This is a genomic window from Planococcus sp. ISL-110 (genome assembly GCF_018613575.1).
Classification (GTDB): Bacteria; Bacillota; Bacilli; order Bacillales_A; family Planococcaceae; genus Planococcus.
Genome location: NZ_JAGGPX010000004.1, coordinates 102,858 through 122,268, shown reverse-complemented (window position 1 = coordinate 122,268; position 19,411 = coordinate 102,858). Strand labels below are relative to the sequence as shown.

Genomic DNA, 19,411 nt, shown 5'->3' with positions numbered 1-19,411 from the left:
GGCTCACCTTCCGGTGGAGCCTGCTTTTTTTCTATAGAGAGTGACTGCCAGTATGTAAAGAAGCGGTAAAATTGCTGTAAAAAGAACCAAGCCCGTCCAGCCGGCAGAGGTCCATAAAGGGCTTAAGAGAGAGCTTCCTGCTGCCACACCGATATAATACGATACTAAATAGAGACTGGAAGCACTGCCTTTATGATGGGCTGCCTGCTGGCCAACAGAGGCGGCGGTCAGGGAATGGGAAGTGAAAAAGCCCAGGCATGTCACGCAGAGTCCGACGACGATCATCCAAAGATATGGACTGAGTGTCATGAAAATACCCGCGGACAGGATAAACACCCCTGCCAGACGGACGGTACGCAAACCGAATTTTTCGGCGGCATGGCCGGCTATCGGGGAACCGATAACACCAATCCCATAGGCAAAGAATAAATACGAGATTGCCTGCAGGGACATAGAGTATGGAGGGGCTCCCAGATAGAAGGGCAAATACGTCCAAATGCCGGTAAAGGAAATCTGTAAAACAGCACCAAGGCCGAAGACAACGAGAAGTGCCGGATTTTTCAAATGGAACAAAAATCCTTCGACATCTTTTGCAAAGCTTAATTGGCTGGAATTGAAGTTCCGTGAGGGCGGCAGCAGATAGACGACAGCTGCAAATAAAACAAGGCCGGTCACAGCAAAGGCATAAAAGGAAACTTGCCAGGAGAAATGATCTGTCAGATATCCAGTTAAAAAACGACCGAGCATTCCGCCCAATGCATTACTGGAAATATAAAGCGCAGTGGCGTAAGCGATGTTCTTTCTATCGATTTCTTCGCTGATATAGGCAAGAGCAGCAGCGGGTACGCCTGCCAGCGCAAAGCCCTGGATGAAACGAAGAATCAGCAGCATGGCAAATGAATCAGTCAGCGGAATGATGAAAAAAGGGATGGCAGAGCCGAGCAAGGAATAGATGATATAGGATTTTCTGCCATTGCGATCAGAAAAAAATCCAAGAACAATCAAGCCCAGTATTAAACCGATGATGGTCAGTGACAAAGACAGGCTGGCTGTAGAAACAGAAACCTGAAATTCGTCAACAAAAACAGGGAGCAAGGGCTGAACCGCATACATGTTTGCAAAAATAAATAAAGAAGCAAACAGCAGGCTGAGGATGATTTTCCAAAACTGGCGGTCTTTTACGGTGTATCGCTGAGATTCCATAGGTCACGTCCAATCAATAATCACTTTCCACGCCAAGAGAGCCATAATGCATGGCATTGCCGTTGAGCGGAGGTGTTCATGCTATTCCCTAGTTTAACATTAAAAATGAACAATCCACCTTGTTATAAAGCAAACGAGGATAATAGGAAACTTGAGGCAGCCAAAGTTCGTTGGATGTTATGGTGGAATTAAAAAACCCGCATGCACATAGGCAGCGGGAAGAGCTTATAATTTGTTGAAGAAAGATAAAATCTGTTTTTTTGTCGGTTCCTGCAGGCGGTAACGCAGTTCCTTGTTTTGCGTATTGACGATATGATAGGCCGGATTTTCAGCAACTGTGAATTTCCAGTGTGGTTTTGTATTTTTCTTTTTAATCTGAAGTTCAGGAAGCATCATTTTTTTCGTAAAGCTTTCAAGTTTTGCCATTAAAAAGGTATCCATGTACCGTACGAGCAAAAAGCCTTGTTGACGTTCCGGATTGAACTTTGCCAAATTGAATTCACTGACATCAAATCCTTTTTCATATCGCTGAACAGATGGGGATAATACAAAACAATCTTCATTCATAAAGATAGTTGAGTTTCCTTGTTGTTTCAGCCCTAATTCTTCAACCAGAAAATCCTTGTTGACGAGACTCATTTCGCGTGCAGTAGCCATGTGATTCCTCCTAATATAACTCGTTGTTCTTCTATTATAACACTATTTAGCGATTTAAGGGACCTTAACGAACTTTCCATGCATTTTGAGTCTTAACGAGTGTAAAGGCTTAGGGCTATGGATTTAACAGAATAAAGACAGGTGCGGAAATTTTCTGGAACATCAAGACGGAAGGTCATGGTAAATGGCAGCTTTTGTATCGGTGTCCAGCCAGATATTGTCTGAATACTTTCAGGGATAAAGACAATAAGGCAGTAGGAGTTAGAATTATCTGTTATATTTAGGGGGAGTAAACCAGTGCTGAGAGGAGTGTTTAGAGTGTGTGGAAGATATTCACTGTTCACCGATTACACGGTCTTGATCGAGCGGTTTCATATTGAAGAAGCAGCGATAAATGAAGATGACTATTCAGCAAGCTATAATATTGCCCCTTCCCAGCAGGTGGTGGCGGTAGTAAATGACGGAAACAAAAACCGCCTTGGCAAGCTTCGTTGGGGACTGATTCCTCCATGGGCCAAAGATGCAAAAATTGGTTATAAGATGATTAATGCCCGGTCGGAGACAGCGGCGGAAAAACCCAGCTTCCGCAATGCCTTCAAAAAGAAACGCTGTCTGGTCGTAGCGGATTCTTTCTACGAATGGCAGCACAAAGACGGAGAAAAAAATCCGATGCGCATCAAACTGAAAACAGGGGAACCTTTTGCTTTTGCGGCGCTCTGGGAATCATGGAAATCCCCGGATGGCCAAACTGTCAACAGCTGTTCCATATTGACGACCGGCCCGAATGCCTTGATGGAATCGATTCATGACAGGATGCCCGTCATCCTGACGAAAAAAGGAGAGGAAATCTGGCTGGATCCCAATGTGGACGATATCGAAACACTGAAAGGTCTTCTGAAGCCCTATAAAGCGGAAGATATGGAAGCCTATCGTGTGTCTGGAGAAGTCAATTCGCCAAAAAATAATAAACCGGAATTGATTGAAAAAATCGGTTGAATCAGCCGGACCCTTTGCTGATTTTGCCAGCCATAGGGGGGATTAACATGAAGAGCGGCTTGGTATTGGAGGGTGGCGGAATGCGGGGAGTTTATACTGGAGGCGTTCTCGAAAAGTTATTGGAAGAGAAGATTTTCCTTGATTATGTAATAGGCGTTTCAGCAGGTGCCTGCCATGCATCTTCTTATATTTCCAGACAAAATGGCCGTAACCGAGAAGTGACAATCGGCTATGTCAACCACCCTGAATATATCTCAGTAAAGAACTTGCTGGTAAAACGGGAACTTTTCGGAATGGATTTGATTTTTGATGAAATTCCGAACAGCTTGGTGCCTTTCGATTATGAACGTTTCAATGACGCAACGGAAGAGTTTGTAGTCGGCGTGACAGAGTGCCTGACAGGGAAAGCTGTTTATTTTGAAAAACAGAATCGGCCGGAAGACGTGCTGGCCATTGTCAGAGCTTCAAGTTCTCTTCCCTTGATGTCGCAGCCGGTTGAATTCAACGAAAAACTATTGATGGATGGCAGCATTGCCGATCCGCTGCCGATTCGCAAAGCCTTGTCGGACGGGGTGACCAAACCGATAATTATCCTGACCAGAGAAAAAGGCTATCGGAAAAAAAAGAGCCGATTCGCTAAAATCATGCCGTCATTTGTCCGCCAGTATCCTGCGATTGCGAAGACAATGGAGAACCGGAATATCTATTACAATGAAACAATGGAATTTATTGAACAATTGGAAAGCGAAGGCTTGGCTTTGGTGATACGGCCATTGAATCTGTATAAGATCAGAGGGGTAGAGCGGAATCCGATAAAGCTGGAAACCTTGTATAATCAAGGCTACCAGGATGCGACAGCCAAACTCGATGAACTGCTCGATTTTCTTCAGAAATAAATTTTGTGAACTTCAGAAATGGCATCGTGGTAAAGTTAGGATGAGGTGATGAAGTATGATTCTCAAACTAGATCATCAGGACAAACAGATCGCCAAAGAAATCCAACAAATCCAGCAGGCTGCCTACCGGGTAGAAGCTGAGCTGATGGGGTTTGATGCAATTCCACAGCTGAATGAATCAATCACTGAAATTCAAAAAAGCACCGAAACTTTTGCAGGTTACAGTGAAGGGCAATTGCAGGGTGTAATATCGTATCAAATCAACGAAGGAACTGTCGATATCCATCGGTTGGTGGTAAGTCCAGGCCATTTCCGGAAAGGCATCGGCAAGCAGCTGGTGGGATATTTGCTGAAGCATTGCAAAGGCTATGAGTTCACGGTCAGCACTGGCACCGCAAACAAACCGGCGATTGCCCTTTATAAAGCATTCGGTTTTCAGGAACAGTGCTTAATAGAAGTGGCTCCCGGCATCTATTGCACGTTATTTTACTTAAGCAATTGAGGCAATCATAAACTCTTTAAGAAAGACAGGAAATTGGATAATTGAGTCTTAAAATAAAAGCATGAGGTGTATTCATGAAATTAGATCATATCGACCGTAAGATATTAGAGCTATTGACAATAAATGGCCGGATTTCGTATGTGGATATTGGCAAAGAACTGAATTTGTCGCGCGTGGCTATTCGTGAAAGAGTCCACCAATTAACAGAAGCAGGTGTCATCGAAAGCTTTACAGTAGTCATCAACAGCGAAAAAGTCGGCAAGAAAGTATCCGGTTTTTTTGAAGTGGACTGTGAACCGGCTTCCTTAGTTGAAGTGGCTCAAAAATTGGCGGATAACCCCAGTGTCGCCAGCTGCTACCAAATGACAGGCCCATCCACTCTTCACATGCACGTACTGGTGGATGATTTTACCGATCTCGAAAAGTTTATCAATGAAGAACTCTATGCGCTCGAAGGCATAACAAGAGTCGAAAGCCATATTCTTCTCCGGCGCTTTAAGAGTCGTACCGGTATGAAACTATAAAAGCCTGCAGCTGAAAAAGCTGCAGGCTTTTATTTTTGAGAATTTTTTTGTTTTCATCACAGTTGATCAATAGTTAGTCGCAGTAAGTAAATTACGTAACAAAAGTTAGGCGGAATATAAGATTGCTAACTTTATGTAGGATATTTAACGATAAATTCGTATTTTCGAAAATATATATAGATTTATTCAAAGTCATGCTCTATAATCAAAATTATCAAATTATTTACTTTTGGTAAGCGAATTTAAATAAATGCTTAACAAATGTTTAGGAGGTAGAGAATTGATTGCTTTAATAGTACGTCGGGCTTTGCAGTTACTATTCTTATTGTTCGGTATTTCATTTCTGGTATTTTCTTCAATGTACATTGCTCCTGGAGATCCAGCCGCTGTTATTGGGGGACCAACCGCTACAGAATCAGACATTACTGCAATTCGGGACAATTTGGGATTGAATGATCCATTCCTCACGCAATATGCAAGGTATGTAGGAAATGCAGTCCAAGGAGATTTCGGCTATTCCTATCAAACCGCTCAACCGGTTGCAGATGCAATTATGGTTCGGTTCCCAAATACTTTGAAATTGGCAATCGCCAGTATGATTGTAGCGGTGATCATTGGCGTTATTACAGGCCTGATTTCCGCATTGAAACAGAACTCATTATTGGATGTTTCAGCAACCACGTTTGCTCTTGCTGGCATTTCGATTCCGAATTTCTGGCTAGGTGCTTTACTGATTCTGGTGTTTGCTGTAAATCTTCAGTGGTTGCCTGTAGGCGGAATGTCGAATCCCTTTTATACAATTGATGGCATTAAAGAATTAATCTTGCCGGCAATTACTCTCGGAACAGGATCGGCAGCTATGATTGCACGAATGACCAGATCATCCATGCTGGAAGTGATTCGTGCTGATTATGTCCGAACTGCGCGGGCAAAAGGTGTCAAAGAGAAAAATGTGATATGGATCCATACTTTAAAAAATGCCATGATTCCAATCATCACAGTTATTGGATTGAATTTTGGATTTTTACTTGGAGGCACAATTATTACTGAAAAAGTATTCGCCATTAACGGCGTGGGCCGTTTAATGATTGATGCTATTGCAGCCAGGGATTTTCCGATGGTGCAAGGGTCTGTGTTACTTGTAGCAACCTTATTCGTAATCGTCAATTTAATGGTGGATATCGTTTATACGTATATTGATCCACGCATCAAGTATGAATAGAGAGGAGGGGAATCCATGACAACAGCGGATGCTGTCGACTTGAAACCGAAAAAAAGAGAAAAGTACTACATTACAACAATTCGGCGTTTGTTGAAAAACAAGTTAGCTGTTATTGGGCTTGTGATTGTCATTCTTCAGGTTCTTATTGCCATCTTTGCCCCATTCATCACAATTCACGATCCCGTCAGACAAAATTTGGCTAACAGCGAAATGCCGATTTTCAGTGAGGGTCACTGGTTGGGGACAGACAATTATGGACGTGACGTATGGAGCCGTATTGTCTACGGTGCACGGATTTCCCTTGTTGTAGGGAGTGTTGCTGTAACCTTAGGCCTCATTGGCGGCATTATACTTGGAATGCTGGCAGGTTATTATCGGAAAATGGATGCGGTCATCATGCGGTTTGTAGATTTGTTGTTTTCATTTCCTGGTATTTTGTTGGCAATGTTGATCATTGCCATTCTTGGCACAAGCCTTGTAAATGTGGCAATCGCCATCAGTATTTGGTCGATTCCGACCTGTGCCCGCATCGTGAGAGGATCGGTCTTATCAATAAAAGAAAAAGAGTACATCATGGCAATGCGTTCGATGGGTGCATCGGATCTTCGGATTATGGTTCGGCATATTTTACCGAACGCTTCGGCACCGATTATCGTTTTTGCTACCATGCGAATGGCAACAGCCATCTTATCAACAGCGGCTCTCAGTTATTTAGGGCTCGGTGCTCAGCCGCCAACACCTGAATGGGGGGCGATGATTTCGCAGGGACAAGATTTCATGTGGTCTTCACCGCATTTGACGGTTGTGCCGGGAATCGCTATTATGCTGACGGTTTTCGCTTTTAACGTATTGGGCGATGGCCTGCGGGATGCACTTGATCCGAATATGGATCTACAACAATAAAACATATAGGGGGACGTTATTAATGAAGAAACAATGGCTGCTTTTATTAACATTAATCGGAATACTGATTTTAAGTGCTTGTTCAGAAAGTACAATTCCAGAAGGTGCAGAAGGCGCAGAAGGAGAAGGCACAACTTCTCCGGAAGCTGCAGAGCAGGAAGTAATTTATGCTTCTACGACAGACGCAGTAGGGCTTTCACCAACTATGACGAATGACTCAGTATCTTCAAGTGTGATGTCACAGATCTATGAAAACCTGTTTGAACGCAACCCCGAAACAATGGAAATCGAACCGCAATTAGCCGAGTCTTATGAAAATACAGACGAGCTGACTTGGGTCATTAAACTGAAAGAAGGAATTGAATTTCAGGATGGCACACCATTCAATGCGGAAGCAGTAAAGTATACATTTGAAAAATTGATTGATCCTGCTACTGCCGCTCCGCGTGCTTCTTTGTTGGAGCCGATTGATACTGTGACTGCAGTTGACGAAACGACAGTGGAAATCAAGACAAAATATCCATATGGACCGTTATTGGCGGCTTTGTCCCACTCAAACGCAGCAATTATTTCGCCAACGGCTGACGAAGCCCAGGACTCGATGCAAGAGCCAGTAGGCACAGGACCTTTCAAATTCACAAGCTGGAATCAGGGAGATCAAATTGTATTGGGGAAAAATGAAGACTATTGGGACGGTGCTCCTGAGCTGGATAAAGTGACATACAAAGTCGTACCTGAAGTTTCAACAGCGATTTCTATGCTGCAAACCGGTGAAGTAAACTTTATCGACGCCTTGCCGTCAGAACAATTATCACGCGTTGAATCGTTAGAAAATGTTGAAGTAACGAAAAAAGAAGGAACACCGGTTTATTACTTAACGTTCAATCATTCGACAGAACGTAACCAAAATCCGGATTTCCGAAAAGCAGTGGCAAGTGCAGTTGACCGTGATGCATTTGTAGAGAACTTGAACGGCCTTGGTGTTAGAAGCGACAGTGTTCTTGGACCACAAGTTTTTGGATATGACGAATCAGCAGACGATGCTGGAACTGCCTATGATCCAGAAGCGGCCAAGCAATTAGTGGAAGAAAACGGATTTGGCGACGAGCCAATTAAATTGCTTGCTGCTAACCGTGATAACTTTATCTTAATGGCAGAAATCGTACAATCCCAATTGACAGAAGCTGGATTCAATGTAGAAATCGAAACAATGGAATGGGCAACCTTCCTGGACACTGCACGTGCAGGTGAATATGATTTGACGTTCCTGAGCTGGTCGAATGTAACAAGTGACGGTTCTGAAATGCTCTATCCGAACTTCCACTCTGACAATATCGGTGCTTCAAACCGCGCGCAATACAGTAACCCTAAATTTGACGAACTAGTTGAAGCATCACGCACAACAGTCGATCAGGAAGAACGTAAAAACTATCTGGCACAAGCGAACCAATTGATGCTGGATGAGGATGTGGCTATTGTCATGTACCATGGTGTTGTCACTGCTGCTACAGACCAATCGATCCAAGGTCTTCAGCTGGATCCAAACGGACAATGGTTCTTACAAAACGTAACAAGAGAGTAGGGAAAGTATGGCAGAGACATTACTTGAAGTGAAGAATTTAGTGACGTCGTTTCGTACAGCGGAAGGTTCATTACAAGCGGTCAGAGATGTCTCTTTTCACGTGAATAAAGGGGAAACCCTCTGTATAGTCGGGGAGTCAGGGTGTGGGAAAAGTATCACTTCCTTATCCGTTATGCGCCTGCTGCCTTCAAATGGCACAATTGAAAATGGGGAGATTTTATTGAGTGGCGAATCTCTCCAAAAACTTTCAAATGAGCAGATGCGTCAGCTTCGTGGCAATAAGATGTCAATGATTTTTCAGGAGCCGATGACTGCTTTGAATCCGGTGCTGACCATCGGTTATCAATTGCGGGAACCGCTGTTTTTGCATCACAAATTATCAAAAGCAGAGGCCAATAAACAAAGCATCGAGTTGCTTAGGCAAGTGGGTCTTCCCAATGCTGAAAAACGCTTGAATCAATATCCGCACGAGCTCAGTGGAGGGATGAGGCAGCGTGTCATGATCGCTATGGCACTTGCCTGCCATCCGAGCCTGCTGATCGCAGATGAACCGACAACGGCTTTGGATGTAACGATTCAGGCCCAGATTTTGGATTTGATTAAAGACCTGAAGGATAAATTGAATATGGGAGTGCTAATGATCACCCATGATATGGGCGTTGTGGCAGAAGTTGCCGATCGCGTAATGGTCATGTATGCAGGCAAAAAAATAGAAGAAGGGCCAGTACGTGAAATTTTTGAAAATCCTCAGCATCCTTATACAATCGGCCTCTTGAATTCGGTGCCGAATGTAGACGATCCAGAATTTGAATTAGAGCCGATTCCAGGGAATATGCCAGGATTGAATGAAAAAATAACGGGCTGCCGCTTCCATCCCCGCTGCAAGTTCGCTATGGATAAATGCAAAACAGATGTGCCACCGGAATTCAAAGCAGGAAAAGAACATTATGCGAGCTGCTGGCTGGTAGACAAGGAGGTGGAGCCAGTTGACGTCAATCAAAGAAAAATCACCCTTGAAGTCTGAAATCTTATTGGAATTGGACAGTGTAAAAAAATATTTCCCTATTAAAGCCGGTATATTAAAGCGGGTGAAAGGGAATGTCAAAGCGGTAGAATCCGTTTCCCTGAAGCTCTACAAAGGGGAAAGCCTCGGAGTGGTAGGAGAATCAGGATGTGGAAAATCGACTTTGGGCAGGACTATTTTAGGACTTGAAGAACTGACTGATGGAAAAATTTTCTTTAATAAGCAGGAGATTCAAGATTTAAAGCGAAAAGAGAAGAAGAAGTTTGTTAAAGAAATGCAGATGATTTTCCAAGATCCTTACGCTTCTTTAAATCCGCGCCAGCGAATTGGACATGCACTGGATGAAGTCTTTAAAATGCACACGAGCATGCCTTTGCAGGAGAGAAGGGATGCGGTAGAGGATTTATTGAAGGAAGTGGGATTAAAGCCGGAGCATTATGACAGGTATCCACATGAGTTCAGTGGCGGGCAACGGCAGCGGATTGGGATCGCCCGGGCAATCGCTTTAAATCCTCAGTTTATCATTTGTGATGAAGCCGTTTCAGCGTTGGATGTTTCAGTACAAGCACAAATATTGAAGTTATTGAAAACGTTGCAGGAAAAGTACAATCTGTCTTATTTATTCATTTCGCATGATCTTGGAGTGGTCCGTTATTTCTGTGATCGTGTACTGGTCATGTATTTGGGGCACACTGTAGAGATGAGTGATGTTTCCAATATCTTTAAGAAACCACTCCATCCTTACACTCAGGCTTTATTGTCCGCAATTCCGAGACCGACAGTAAATGCGAAAAAGGAACGGGTGCGTTTGGTAGGAGATATGCCAAATCCGTCAAATCCACCTTCAGGATGCCCTTTCCACACTCGTTGTCCCATCGCACAGGAGCTATGCAAAGTGGACAAACCAGCATTTATTGAACATGAAAAAGATCATTTTGCTGCTTGCCATTTTGCCGGATAACAATAAGCCGAATGCGGGAAGTGTTTCCGTATCCGGCTTTTATACTGACAGGAGGAATTTTCATGGACTATTTACACAATCCGTTTGCATCACAGCGCCATACAGTATTTTCAAAAAAAGGAATGGTAGCCACTTCTCAGCCACTGGCGGCACAGGCTGGCATTGAAGTCATGCAAAATGGCGGTAATGCCATTGATGCGGCTATTGCAACCGCTGCGGCATTGACCGTCGTCGAGCCGACTTCAAACGGCATTGGAGGAGACGCCTTTGCCTTGGTCTGGGTCAAAGACAAGCTGCACGGTCTGAACAGTTCTGGTCCTGCGCCAAAAAGCATTTCTCCAGAAGCGGTCAAATCGCTGGGATTTGAAAAAATGCCGACATTTGGCTTAGTGCCAGTGACGGTTCCGGGCGTACCGGCTGCATGGGCAGAGCTATCGAAGAAGTTTGGCAAGTTGTCGCTTGCTGATGTACTAAAGCCCGCAATCCGTTATGCGGAAGAAGGCTATCCATTAACGCCGATTCTCGGGAAATATTGGAAAGCCGCCTATGCTAAATACAAAACTACATTTACTGGCAAAGAATACCAAGGGTGGTTTGATACTTTCGCGCCGAATGGCCGAGCACCCGAAGTGGGAGAAATGTGGTCATCCCCAGGCCACGCCAGCACTTTAATTGAAATCGGGCAAACTGATGCACGGTCTTTTTATGAAGGAGCGATTGCAGATAAAATCGATGCCTTTATGAAAAAACAAGGTGGATTCCTATCTAAAGAAGATTTGGAAGCATTCAAACCCGAGTGGGTTGAGCCTGTCTCGGCAGAATACCGTGGCTATGAAGTGTGGGAAATCCCACCCAATGGCCAGGGTTTGGTTGCTTTGATGGCGTTGAACATCTTCAAAGAGCTCGGTCAGCCAAAATGGCAGTCTGTAGATACTTTACACGAACAGATTGAAGCGATGAAACTGGCATTTACAGATGGCAAGGCGTTTATTACAGAACCGGAAAATATGCCGGTCAGCACAGAACATCTTCTGTCTGAAGAATATGCCGCAGCCCGCGCTAAAACCATCGGCGAAACCGCTTCAGATCCGGAACCATATGAATTGCCTAAAGGCGGTACGGTTTATTTGTCCGCAGCAGATGAAGAAGGCAATATGATTTCTTACATCCAAAGCAATTACATGGGCTTTGGTTCAGGAATCGTCATCCCGGAAACCGGCATTGGCCTGCAGAACCGTGGAGCTGATTTCTCCTTGGACCCTGAACATCCGAATGTGCTGGCAGGAGGAAAACGGACATTCCACACCATCATCCCTGGATTCCTGACAAAAGACGGAAAAGCTGTTGGGCCGTTCGGTGTAATGGGTGGGTACATGCAGCCGCAGGGCCATTTTCAGGTGGTCACCAACACCATTGACTATTTAATGAATCCGCAAGCCGCGCTTGATGCGCCAAGATGGCAATGGATGGAAGGGAAAACCGTGCTCGTAGAACCCAACTTCCCGAACTACCTGGCGCAGGCTTTAGCCCGCAAAGGCCATCAAATTCAAGTCGCGACAGATGGCGGCAGTTTCGGGAGAGGCCAAATCATTTGGCGAAACCCCGAGACAGGCGTATTGGCCGGAGGCACCGAATCGCGCACAGACGGCGCGGTGGCTGCTTGGTAAGCGCTAGAAAAGTAGAGAAAAAGAAAAGGAAATATTCCAGCCTGAAAATTAATATGGATCTTTTTCTCGCTTTTTTCCGTGTCGGCCTTCTTGGATTCGGCGGCGGACCTGCCGCTATTCCACTTTTTCATCGTGAAGCCGTAATCAACTACAAGTGGATGACGGAAGATGAGTTTGGCGACACACTAGCTTTGGGCAATACCATGCCAGGCCCGATTGCCACAAAAATGGCGGGCTACATCGGCTACCGTGTCAATGGGATGGTGGGCTGCCTTATCGCATTGGCGGCTTCAGTTGTTCCAACAGTGGTTATGATGATCATCCTTTTGGGGATTTTGCAAAAATACAAAGACCTTGCATGGGTCAGTAGCATGTCGGCCGCAGTGGTGCCGGTCGTTGGCGTCATGCTGGCAGTGATGACATGGGATTTCTTCCAAAAATCGGGCAAGGCTCTAGGGGTTGGCCGTGCCATCCTATTTACAGCGATCGCCATCGTCCTGCTGGAATTATTGAATATCCATCCGGCGATTGTCATATTGGGTGTTTTGATTCTCTCCTTAACTTCCTTTAAGAAAGGGGTAGGGTCAAAATGATTTACTGGTCCATTTTTTTAGCATTTTTTATCCCAGGTATATTAGGTTATGGCGGGGGGCCTGCTTCAATTCCACTTGTTGAAAAAGAAGTGGTGGACCGCTATGGCTGGATGACCACTCAGGAATTTGGGGAAGTTCTGGCATTGGGCAATGCACTGCCAGGACCGATCGCCACCAAAATGGCGGGTTATATCGGCTATATGGAAGGTGGAATATTAGGGTCGATTGTCGCTTTATTCGCTTCAGTGGCGCCGTCTCTAATTCTGATGGTCCTTTTGATGGTGACTCTTTTGAAATACAAGGATTCGCCGAAAGTCAAAAATATCACAAAGCTTGTCCGTCCGGTCATCGCTGTATTGCTTGGTGCCATGACACTGCAATTTTTCATGACTTCTGTTGATACATCCGGCACGCTGCAAACGGTGATCTTGATTGTCGTCAGCTATTGGCTGTTGGAAATCAGGAAAGTCCATCCGGCTTTTGTTATTTTAATGGCGCTTGCTTATGGTGCTTTGTCCGGAATCGTTTAGCTTTTACAGTTTTTCCGTATTTCGGTAGATAAAAAGAAGGCCATCCAATACGGGTGGTCTTTTTTGAGTTTGTAGACAAAAGAATTATTTTTTTAGAAGAATAAATCGACAATCGTGGGTTTTCATACCGGTTCTTCACTCCAGGCGGAAGCGTTCCTTATCACTAGTCAAGCATCTTTCTCAAAGAAGCAAGGAGGTCGAGCATAATTATTTACTTTTAATTCGAGGTAGTTTAATGTGGATAACGAGGATAAATTTTATCCGTAATTGAAAGAGGGTGATTTGGGTGCATATGAAACCAGGTGTAGAACAATCGGTGTATGCCATTCTTTTATTGAACATGCTGCCGGACAAAGCCGTGCTTCCCGGAGAAGCCATCAGCCAGCAACTCGGCACTTCCCCGACATATTTTCAGAAGCTGTTAAGAAAGCTGGTCAGTGCAGGCTTGATCACTTCTGTATCGGGAGTTAAAGGTGGATTTAAACTCAATAAAAAACCAGAAGACATCAGTGTGTTTGATATATATATAGCAATTGAAGGCCAGCAATCGCTGTATTCTTCAAGTGGAGTATTGGGAGACCTATTGGAACTGGAGGAGCCGGAGCGGTGCTGTCTGCTGACGGATTTAATGCTCGAGGCGGAAACTGCCTGGCGTTCCCGGATGGAACAGGAAACGATTGCCCTGCTTTCTGAAAAAATGAAAGAAGAGCGGTTTCAGGAAAAAACCAGAAAATTGACCGAGTGGCTGTCTCAAAAGTTAGTCAGGTAAAGATGAAAAGAGGGAAAGTATGCTTGGGATTTTACCGCGCATCAACCAATTAGCAAAAAAAGCACGTGAAGAAGGGCTGACGAATGCTGAGAAAGTAGAGCGCCAAGTATTGCGTGAAGACTATTTGCGGTCAATCCGCGGCCAAGTGGAATCGACTGTGACAAGCATGACTGTCATCGATCCGCTGGGTGATGACGTTACTCCTGACAAATTACGTATGAAAAAACAAACCAACCAAATCTAAAACGCTTGAAATAGAGAGGAAGAATAAAATGGACGATTATTTAGTAAGAGCTTTAGCCTATGATGGACAAGTGCGCGCCTACGCTGCGCGGACGACAGAAACTGTAGGAGAAGCTCAGCGTCGCCATTACACCTGGCCGACTGCGTCAGCTGCACTTGGTCGTTCCATGACAGCCAGCGTTATGCTCGGTGCCATGATGAAAGGCGAAGAAAAACTGACAATCCGCATCAACGGGGGAGGCCCGATTGGAACCATCTTAGTAGATGCAAACGCTAAAGGCGGAGTGCGCGGATACGTAACAAATCCTCTAACCCATTTCGATTTGAACGAGCAGGGCAAGCTTGATGTCAAAAGAGCTGTTGGTACGGAAGGGACATTGTCGGTATCGAAAGACATCGGACTGCTTCAACCATTTGTAGGACAGGTTCCTTTAGTATCGGGTGAATTAGGGGACGATTTTACTCATTACATTGTGACATCTGAACAAATTCCTTCTTCTGTAGGTGTTGGGGTCATCGTTAATCCTGATAACACCATTCAGGCTTCTGGTGGATTTATTATTCAATTGCTGCCTGGAACTGAAGAAAAAATTATTGTGGAAATCGAAGAGCGTTTAAAAGTCATTCCGACCATTTCCAATATGGTTCGCCAAGGTTTGACGCCGGAAGATATCCTAAACGAAGTATTGGGCATCGGCAACGTCAATGTGCTTGATGAAATGCCTGTTCAGTTTCAATGCCAATGCTCCAGAGACCGTATTTCCAGAGCCATTCAAAGCCTTGGATCTGCTGAAATTGAAGATATGATCGTTACGGATGGAAAAGCAGAAGCACAATGTCATTTCTGCAACGAAAACTACTTGTTCTCAAAAGAAAACCTGGAGGATATGTTGGCTCCACAAGTATAATACGATCAAAAGGTCCGTGCACATCTGTGCCATGGACCTTTTCTATTGGAGGAATTGAAAATCTATGTTATTATTATCTTGAATTCGAGATAAGTTTCTTTTTTGATAAATTGGGGAACGGTCTGAACAGCTTACTCAAGTAGAATAAATCCATTCAGCGCCGGCGCGTCCAAGAGTTATGCCCAAAGCAGTTTGGAAAAGTACGCTCTTAAAGTCAATTTATCTATATTACAATTGGAGGTTATTAATGATGAAACATATTTTTCAGCAAGGCACCAATCCTGCCAAACCGACTTTCCTTATGCTGCATGGAACAGGCGGAAATGAAAACGATCTATTAGCTATTGCTGCCCACGTCGATCCGGAGGCATCTGTCTTAAGCGTTCGCGGAAACGTTTCGGAAAATGGCATGCCGCGTTTTTTTAAACGCTTATCTGAAGGTGTATTCGATATGGAAGATTTGAAAATCCGTACAGAAGAGTTGCATGAATTTATTGGCCAGGCGGCTGAAGAGCATGGGTTTGACCGCAAAAATGTCATCGCAATCGGCTATTCAAATGGCGCCAATATTGCCGCCAATTTGCTGTTCACTTACTCGGATTCACTAAAAGGAGCATGTCTGCACCATCCGATGGTGCCGAACCGCGAAACAAATTTGCCTGATTTAACAGGCATTCCAGTATTCATTGCAGCAGGGACCAACGACCCAATCTGCGCGGCAGAAGAATCGACAGATCTTGAAAAGCTGTTGAAAGATGCTGGCGCCACAGTTGATCTGCATTGGGAAGATTTCGGCCATCAATTGACAATGCCCGAAGTGGAAGCCGCCAAAGACTGGTACGACAAACTATAAGACGAACCTTCCCTGAACAAAGGGAAGGTTTTTTATCCAGTCATTATAGTCGTCTATATTCTGAGAACCCTCCAATGATTGTAATTTCTCTTCTTAAAAGGCGGCGTGAGTTTTTGACAAAGGCAACTGGTTTCATTCATGATAGAGGAAAAGAAGTTTAAGGAGGGATGACATTGCACAGCAATCCGCGCATTCAGGAGCAGTTAGAGGCTTGGGTTAAAGATAATAAAGGCCATGCCGTATTAGGAACGACCGCACAATATATACCGGCACTGGGAAAAGAGGATCCGAGCCAGCTTGGAATCTGTATGGTCGATGATGAAGGAAACTATTATTGCGCAGGAGATACAACTAAGGAATTCACTCTGCAAAGCATTTCAAAAGCATTGACATTCATCGCATTGAGCAGTCATTATGGCTTGGAATTTGTGTTGGAGAGAGTGGATGTAGAACCGACCGGAGAAGCATTCAATTCGATTATTCCATTTGAAATCCATCGGCCGAACAAGCCATTCAATCCCTTTATCAATGCGGGAGCGATTACCATCTCGGCTTTGTTGCCAGGGCAGACCAGCCAGAAAAAATACGAATTCCTGCTGCATTTTCTGGAAGAACTGGTTGGCCACCCGCTTGAACTTGATAAAGAGGTATACGATTCGGAATGGCAATCTTCCCACCGCAACCGCGCACTGGCTTATTATTTGAAGGAAGCGAAGTTCCTGGAACTCGAAGTGGAGGAAGCATTGGATATTTACATTCGTCAATGCTCGATTAAAGTGAGCACGAAGGATTTGGCATTAATCGGCTTGATCATTGCCTATGATGGGTTTAATCCGATCACGAAAGTAAAGCATTTCTCTGAAGAAATCGCACAGGTTGCAAAAGTTCTTATGGTGACATGCGGCATGTACAATTCGTCCGGAAACTTTGCCGCGCATGTGGGCATACCGGCGAAAAGTGGCGTGGCAGGCGGCATTATGGCCGCTGTGCCGCCGAAGCTCCATTCGCAAACGTATGAATTTCGAGCAGGAGCGGGCATTGGTGTCTACGGTCCGGCCATTGATGTGCAAGGAAACAGTGCAGCAGGCACGATGATGCTGCGGCAAATTTCGAAAGAATGGGATTTAAGTATTTTTTAATCCAACCCCCGTGGGCTTTAATTAGCTTACGGGGTTTTTTGATGAAGTTAGACAGACAGCAATGTGTTTTATAAAAGAAAACAGGGGAATAGGAGAAAGAATAAAAAAACTGAAGGAGTGGCGAAATGGCAAAAGAACCCAAAGTGAATGAAAACAGCAAAGATGAGCAATTGGAGCAGTATCGGACAGACGATTCCGGCAAAAGCCTGACGACTAACCAGGGGCTGAAGATGGCTGAAGATGAATTTTCATTGAAAGCCGGTGAAAGAGGTCCCACTTTGATGGAGGATTTTCATTTTCGGGAAAAAATGACCCATTTTGACCATGAACGTATTCCTGAACGTGTTGTCCATGCAAGAGGATATGCAGCACATGGTGTGTTTGAGGCATATGAATCGCTGGAGAATTTGACAAAAGCTAAATTCCTATCGGAAAAAGGCAAAAAGACGCCAGTGTTCGTCCGTTTTTCCACTGTAGCAGGATCCAAGGGCTCTGCTGAGACGGTAAGGGATGTTCGCGGATTCTCCACGAAGTTTTACACGGAAGAAGGAAATTATGATTTGGTTGGCAATAATATGCCGGTGTTTTTTATACAAGATGCCATTAAGTTTCCGGACTTTGTCCATGCCGTAAAGCCTGAGCCGCATAATGAAATGCCGCAGGCCGCAAGTGCCCACGACACGTTATGGGATTTTGTCATCAACAACCAGGAAACCGCGCACATGATGATGTGGCTGATGTCTGATCGCGCAATTCCACGCAGCTTCCGGATGATGGATGGTTTCGGCGTGCATGCATTCCGTTTCGTCAATGCCGAAGGGAAATCGCATTTCGTCAAATTCAACTGGAAGTCGACGCTTGGGACCCATTCGCTTGTATGGGACGAAGCACAGAAAATTGCCGGAAAAGATCCGGATTTCAATCGTCGGGATCTGTACGATTCCATTGAGCAAGGAGACTTTCCTGAGTGGGAGTTAGGTGTTCAGATCATCGCGGAGGAAGATGAGCATAAATTCGACTTTGATTTGTTGGATGCTACGAAGCTATGGCCACAGGAAGAGATCCCGATTCAGATTGTCGGGAAAATGACCTTGAACCGCAACGTCGACAATGTCTTTGCGGAAACAGAACAGGTGGCTTTCCACCCTGGGCATGTAGTGCCGGGAATCGATTTCTCGAATGACCCTTTGCTGCAAGGTCGTCTGTTCTCTTATACGGATACACAATTGCTCCGCTTGAATGGGCCGAACTTCCACGAACTGCCGATCAACCGGCCGGTTTGTCCGTTCCACAACAATCAGCGCGACGGCTTCGGACGCCAAACAATCAATAAAGGGCGGGTTTCCTATCAGAAGAGTTCATTTACGAATAGTACACCGGCTCCTGTAAGCGAGGCTGACGGCGGGTATTCTCATTATCAGGAGAAAATGGAAGGGCGTAAAGTGCGTGCACGCAGCGAAAGCTTTAAAGATCACTTTTCGCAAGCGACCATGTTTTGGAATAGCATGACAGAACCGGAATGTAAGCATATTATCGAGGCTTTCAGTTTTGAGCTTGGAAAATGCCAGGAGACATGGATTCGCGAAGGCGCTGTCGAAATGTTCACCAACGTCAATCTGGAAATGGCGCAGGCAGTTGCTGAAAATATCGGAGTAACCCCTCCAACAAGCGGCGGTTCTGATGTGACGAAAGCGTCACCGGCCTTGAGCCTGGACAATACTGTGAAGTCTCCTGCTACGCGCAAAGTCGGCGTGTTGGCGGATAAAGGCTTTAACGATGCTGAGGTATTAAAGATTCTCGAAGGACTCGAAGCAAAAGGCGTGCAATATGAAGTGGTCAGTGAAATGCAAGGCAAGCTGAAGAGCTCAAGCGGCAAAGAAATTAAGGTTGACCATACGTTCACTACAACTGATCCTGTTCTCTATGATGCAGTTTACGCAGTGGGCGGGCCGGATGTCAGCAGAAAATTCGCCAAAGAAGCAGCACGCTACATCGGGGAGGCATTCGACCATTACAAGCCGATTGGTGCAACACACGATGGCCAGCAATGGATCGAAGCAGCTGGGATTGAAAGCCAGCCCGGCGTAGTGACTGCAGGTGATGGTACAGGTTTTACGGCGTCTTTCCTGGAAGCTATTACGGCACATCGCCACTGGGAAAGACAAGTGGAATAATGAGTAAAAAAATCAGGGAAATCAAATCTTAAAAAGTTCATGATGTTTAAGAAAAGATATGTCGG

20 protein-coding genes are annotated in these 19,411 nt (G+C 44.9%); 18 read left to right on the top strand and 2 right to left on the bottom strand.

What is annotated here, in order from left to right:
• Positions 1-3 precede the first annotated feature (3 nt).
• Both J7I83_RS02025 and J7I83_RS02020 read right to left on the bottom strand, forming a co-directional pair.
• The gene (locus J7I83_RS02025; protein ID WP_215099018.1) at positions 4-1,203 is read right to left on the bottom strand and encodes an MFS transporter; all 1,200 of its coding nucleotides are present in this window, start codon (positions 1,201-1,203) and stop codon (positions 4-6) included.
• Positions 1,204-1,428: 225 nt separating this feature from the next.
• On the bottom strand, positions 1,429-1,860 hold the full coding sequence (locus tag J7I83_RS02020) for a hypothetical protein (RefSeq protein ID WP_215099017.1): 432 nt from the start codon (positions 1,858-1,860) through the stop codon (positions 1,429-1,431).
• Positions 1,861-2,178: 318 nt separating this feature from the next.
• Here J7I83_RS02020 and J7I83_RS02015 point away from each other — a divergent pair, with 318 nt between their 5' ends.
• The 18 genes from J7I83_RS02015 to J7I83_RS01930 all read left to right on the top strand — a co-directional run bounded on the left by J7I83_RS02015 (position 2,179) and on the right by J7I83_RS01930 (position 19,346).
• The gene (locus J7I83_RS02015; RefSeq protein WP_215099016.1) at positions 2,179-2,856 is read left to right on the top strand and encodes an SOS response-associated peptidase; all 678 of its coding nucleotides are present in this window, start codon (positions 2,179-2,181) and stop codon (positions 2,854-2,856) included.
• 41 nt (positions 2,857-2,897) lie between these two features.
• A complete protein-coding gene (locus tag J7I83_RS02010) occupies positions 2,898-3,752 on the top strand; it encodes a patatin-like phospholipase family protein (protein ID WP_215099088.1) in 855 nt (284 codons plus the stop codon).
• A gap of 55 nt (positions 3,753-3,807) precedes the next feature.
• The gene (locus tag J7I83_RS02005; RefSeq protein WP_215099015.1) at positions 3,808-4,254 is read left to right on the top strand and encodes a GNAT family N-acetyltransferase; all 447 of its coding nucleotides are present in this window, start codon (positions 3,808-3,810) and stop codon (positions 4,252-4,254) included.
• A gap of 74 nt (positions 4,255-4,328) precedes the next feature.
• The gene (locus J7I83_RS02000) at positions 4,329-4,778 is read left to right on the top strand and encodes an Lrp/AsnC family transcriptional regulator (protein ID WP_215099014.1); all 450 of its coding nucleotides are present in this window, start codon (positions 4,329-4,331) and stop codon (positions 4,776-4,778) included.
• A gap of 280 nt (positions 4,779-5,058) precedes the next feature.
• On the top strand, positions 5,059-6,000 hold the full coding sequence (nikB, locus tag J7I83_RS01995; RefSeq protein WP_215099013.1) for a nickel ABC transporter permease: 942 nt from the start codon (positions 5,059-5,061) through the stop codon (positions 5,998-6,000).
• Positions 6,001-6,015: 15 nt separating this feature from the next.
• Positions 6,016-6,903, top strand: a complete 888-nt coding sequence (locus J7I83_RS01990; protein ID WP_215099012.1) for an ABC transporter permease — start codon at positions 6,016-6,018, stop codon at positions 6,901-6,903.
• A 22-nt stretch (positions 6,904-6,925) separates the two neighbouring features.
• The gene (locus J7I83_RS01985) at positions 6,926-8,485 is read left to right on the top strand and encodes an ABC transporter substrate-binding protein (RefSeq protein ID WP_215099011.1); all 1,560 of its coding nucleotides are present in this window, start codon (positions 6,926-6,928) and stop codon (positions 8,483-8,485) included.
• Positions 8,486-8,492: 7 nt separating this feature from the next.
• Positions 8,493-9,509: an ABC transporter ATP-binding protein gene (locus J7I83_RS01980; protein WP_215099010.1), complete on the top strand. Its 1,017-nt coding sequence runs from the start codon at positions 8,493-8,495 to the stop codon at positions 9,507-9,509.
• Positions 9,472-10,470, top strand: coding sequence for an ABC transporter ATP-binding protein (locus J7I83_RS01975; protein WP_215099009.1), 999 nt, complete (start codon positions 9,472-9,474; stop codon positions 10,468-10,470). The genes J7I83_RS01980 and J7I83_RS01975 overlap by 38 nt, the downstream gene beginning before the upstream one ends.
• A 62-nt stretch (positions 10,471-10,532) precedes the next feature.
• Complete coding sequence (locus tag J7I83_RS01970; protein ID WP_215099008.1) at positions 10,533-12,137, top strand: gamma-glutamyltransferase family protein; 1,605 nt, start codon at positions 10,533-10,535, stop codon at positions 12,135-12,137.
• A gap of 53 nt (positions 12,138-12,190) precedes the next feature.
• Positions 12,191-12,730, top strand: coding sequence for a chromate transporter (locus J7I83_RS01965; RefSeq protein ID WP_215099007.1), 540 nt, complete (start codon positions 12,191-12,193; stop codon positions 12,728-12,730).
• A complete protein-coding gene (locus J7I83_RS01960) occupies positions 12,727-13,260 on the top strand; it encodes a chromate transporter (RefSeq protein WP_215099006.1) in 534 nt (177 codons plus the stop codon). Before J7I83_RS01965 ends, J7I83_RS01960 begins: the two co-directional genes overlap by 4 nt.
• A gap of 286 nt (positions 13,261-13,546) precedes the next feature.
• Positions 13,547-14,029 carry an RrF2 family transcriptional regulator gene (locus tag J7I83_RS01955; protein WP_215099005.1) on the top strand — a complete coding sequence of 161 codons (483 nt, stop codon included), beginning with the start codon at positions 13,547-13,549 and terminating at the stop codon, positions 14,027-14,029.
• 19 nt (positions 14,030-14,048) lie between these two features.
• A complete protein-coding gene (locus J7I83_RS01950) occupies positions 14,049-14,273 on the top strand; it encodes a DUF896 domain-containing protein (protein ID WP_215099004.1) in 225 nt (74 codons plus the stop codon).
• A gap of 28 nt (positions 14,274-14,301) precedes the next feature.
• On the top strand, positions 14,302-15,180 hold the full coding sequence (hslO, locus tag J7I83_RS01945; protein ID WP_215099003.1) for an Hsp33 family molecular chaperone HslO: 879 nt from the start codon (positions 14,302-14,304) through the stop codon (positions 15,178-15,180).
• A 250-nt stretch (positions 15,181-15,430) separates the two neighbouring features.
• The gene (locus J7I83_RS01940; RefSeq protein ID WP_215099087.1) at positions 15,431-16,033 is read left to right on the top strand and encodes an alpha/beta hydrolase; all 603 of its coding nucleotides are present in this window, start codon (positions 15,431-15,433) and stop codon (positions 16,031-16,033) included.
• Positions 16,034-16,206: 173 nt separating this feature from the next.
• Positions 16,207-17,172, top strand: coding sequence for a glutaminase A (glsA, locus tag J7I83_RS01935; protein WP_285228659.1), 966 nt, complete (start codon positions 16,207-16,209; stop codon positions 17,170-17,172).
• A 125-nt stretch (positions 17,173-17,297) separates the two neighbouring features.
• Positions 17,298-19,346 carry a catalase gene (locus tag J7I83_RS01930; protein WP_215099001.1) on the top strand — a complete coding sequence of 683 codons (2,049 nt, stop codon included), beginning with the start codon at positions 17,298-17,300 and terminating at the stop codon, positions 19,344-19,346.
• The last annotated feature ends 65 nt before the right edge of the window (positions 19,347-19,411 follow it).

Excerpts from the sequence above, each read along its gene's own strand:
- J7I83_RS02025 (WP_215099018.1), bottom strand. The coding sequence starts at position 1,203 with ATGGAATCTCAGCGATACACCGTAAAAGACCGCCAGTTTTGGAAAATC.
- J7I83_RS02020 (WP_215099017.1), bottom strand. The coding sequence starts at position 1,860 with ATGGCTACTGCACGCGAAATGAGTCTCGTCAACAAGGATTTTCTGGTT.
- J7I83_RS02005 (WP_215099015.1), top strand. The coding sequence starts at position 3,808 with ATGATTCTCAAACTAGATCATCAGGACAAACAGATCGCCAAAGAAATC.
- J7I83_RS02000 (WP_215099014.1), top strand. The coding sequence starts at position 4,329 with ATGAAATTAGATCATATCGACCGTAAGATATTAGAGCTATTGACAATA.
- J7I83_RS01990 (WP_215099012.1), top strand. The coding sequence starts at position 6,016 with ATGACAACAGCGGATGCTGTCGACTTGAAACCGAAAAAAAGAGAAAAG.
- J7I83_RS01985 (WP_215099011.1), top strand. The coding sequence starts at position 6,926 with ATGAAGAAACAATGGCTGCTTTTATTAACATTAATCGGAATACTGATT.
- J7I83_RS01980 (WP_215099010.1), top strand. The coding sequence starts at position 8,493 with ATGGCAGAGACATTACTTGAAGTGAAGAATTTAGTGACGTCGTTTCGT.
- J7I83_RS01970 (WP_215099008.1), top strand. The coding sequence starts at position 10,533 with ATGGACTATTTACACAATCCGTTTGCATCACAGCGCCATACAGTATTT.
- J7I83_RS01965 (WP_215099007.1), top strand. The coding sequence starts at position 12,191 with ATGGATCTTTTTCTCGCTTTTTTCCGTGTCGGCCTTCTTGGATTCGGC.
- J7I83_RS01960 (WP_215099006.1), top strand. The coding sequence starts at position 12,727 with ATGATTTACTGGTCCATTTTTTTAGCATTTTTTATCCCAGGTATATTA.
- J7I83_RS01950 (WP_215099004.1), top strand. The coding sequence starts at position 14,049 with ATGCTTGGGATTTTACCGCGCATCAACCAATTAGCAAAAAAAGCACGT.
- hslO (WP_215099003.1), top strand. The coding sequence starts at position 14,302 with ATGGACGATTATTTAGTAAGAGCTTTAGCCTATGATGGACAAGTGCGC.
- J7I83_RS01940 (WP_215099087.1), top strand. The coding sequence starts at position 15,431 with ATGAAACATATTTTTCAGCAAGGCACCAATCCTGCCAAACCGACTTTC.
- J7I83_RS01930 (WP_215099001.1), top strand. The coding sequence starts at position 17,298 with ATGGCAAAAGAACCCAAAGTGAATGAAAACAGCAAAGATGAGCAATTG.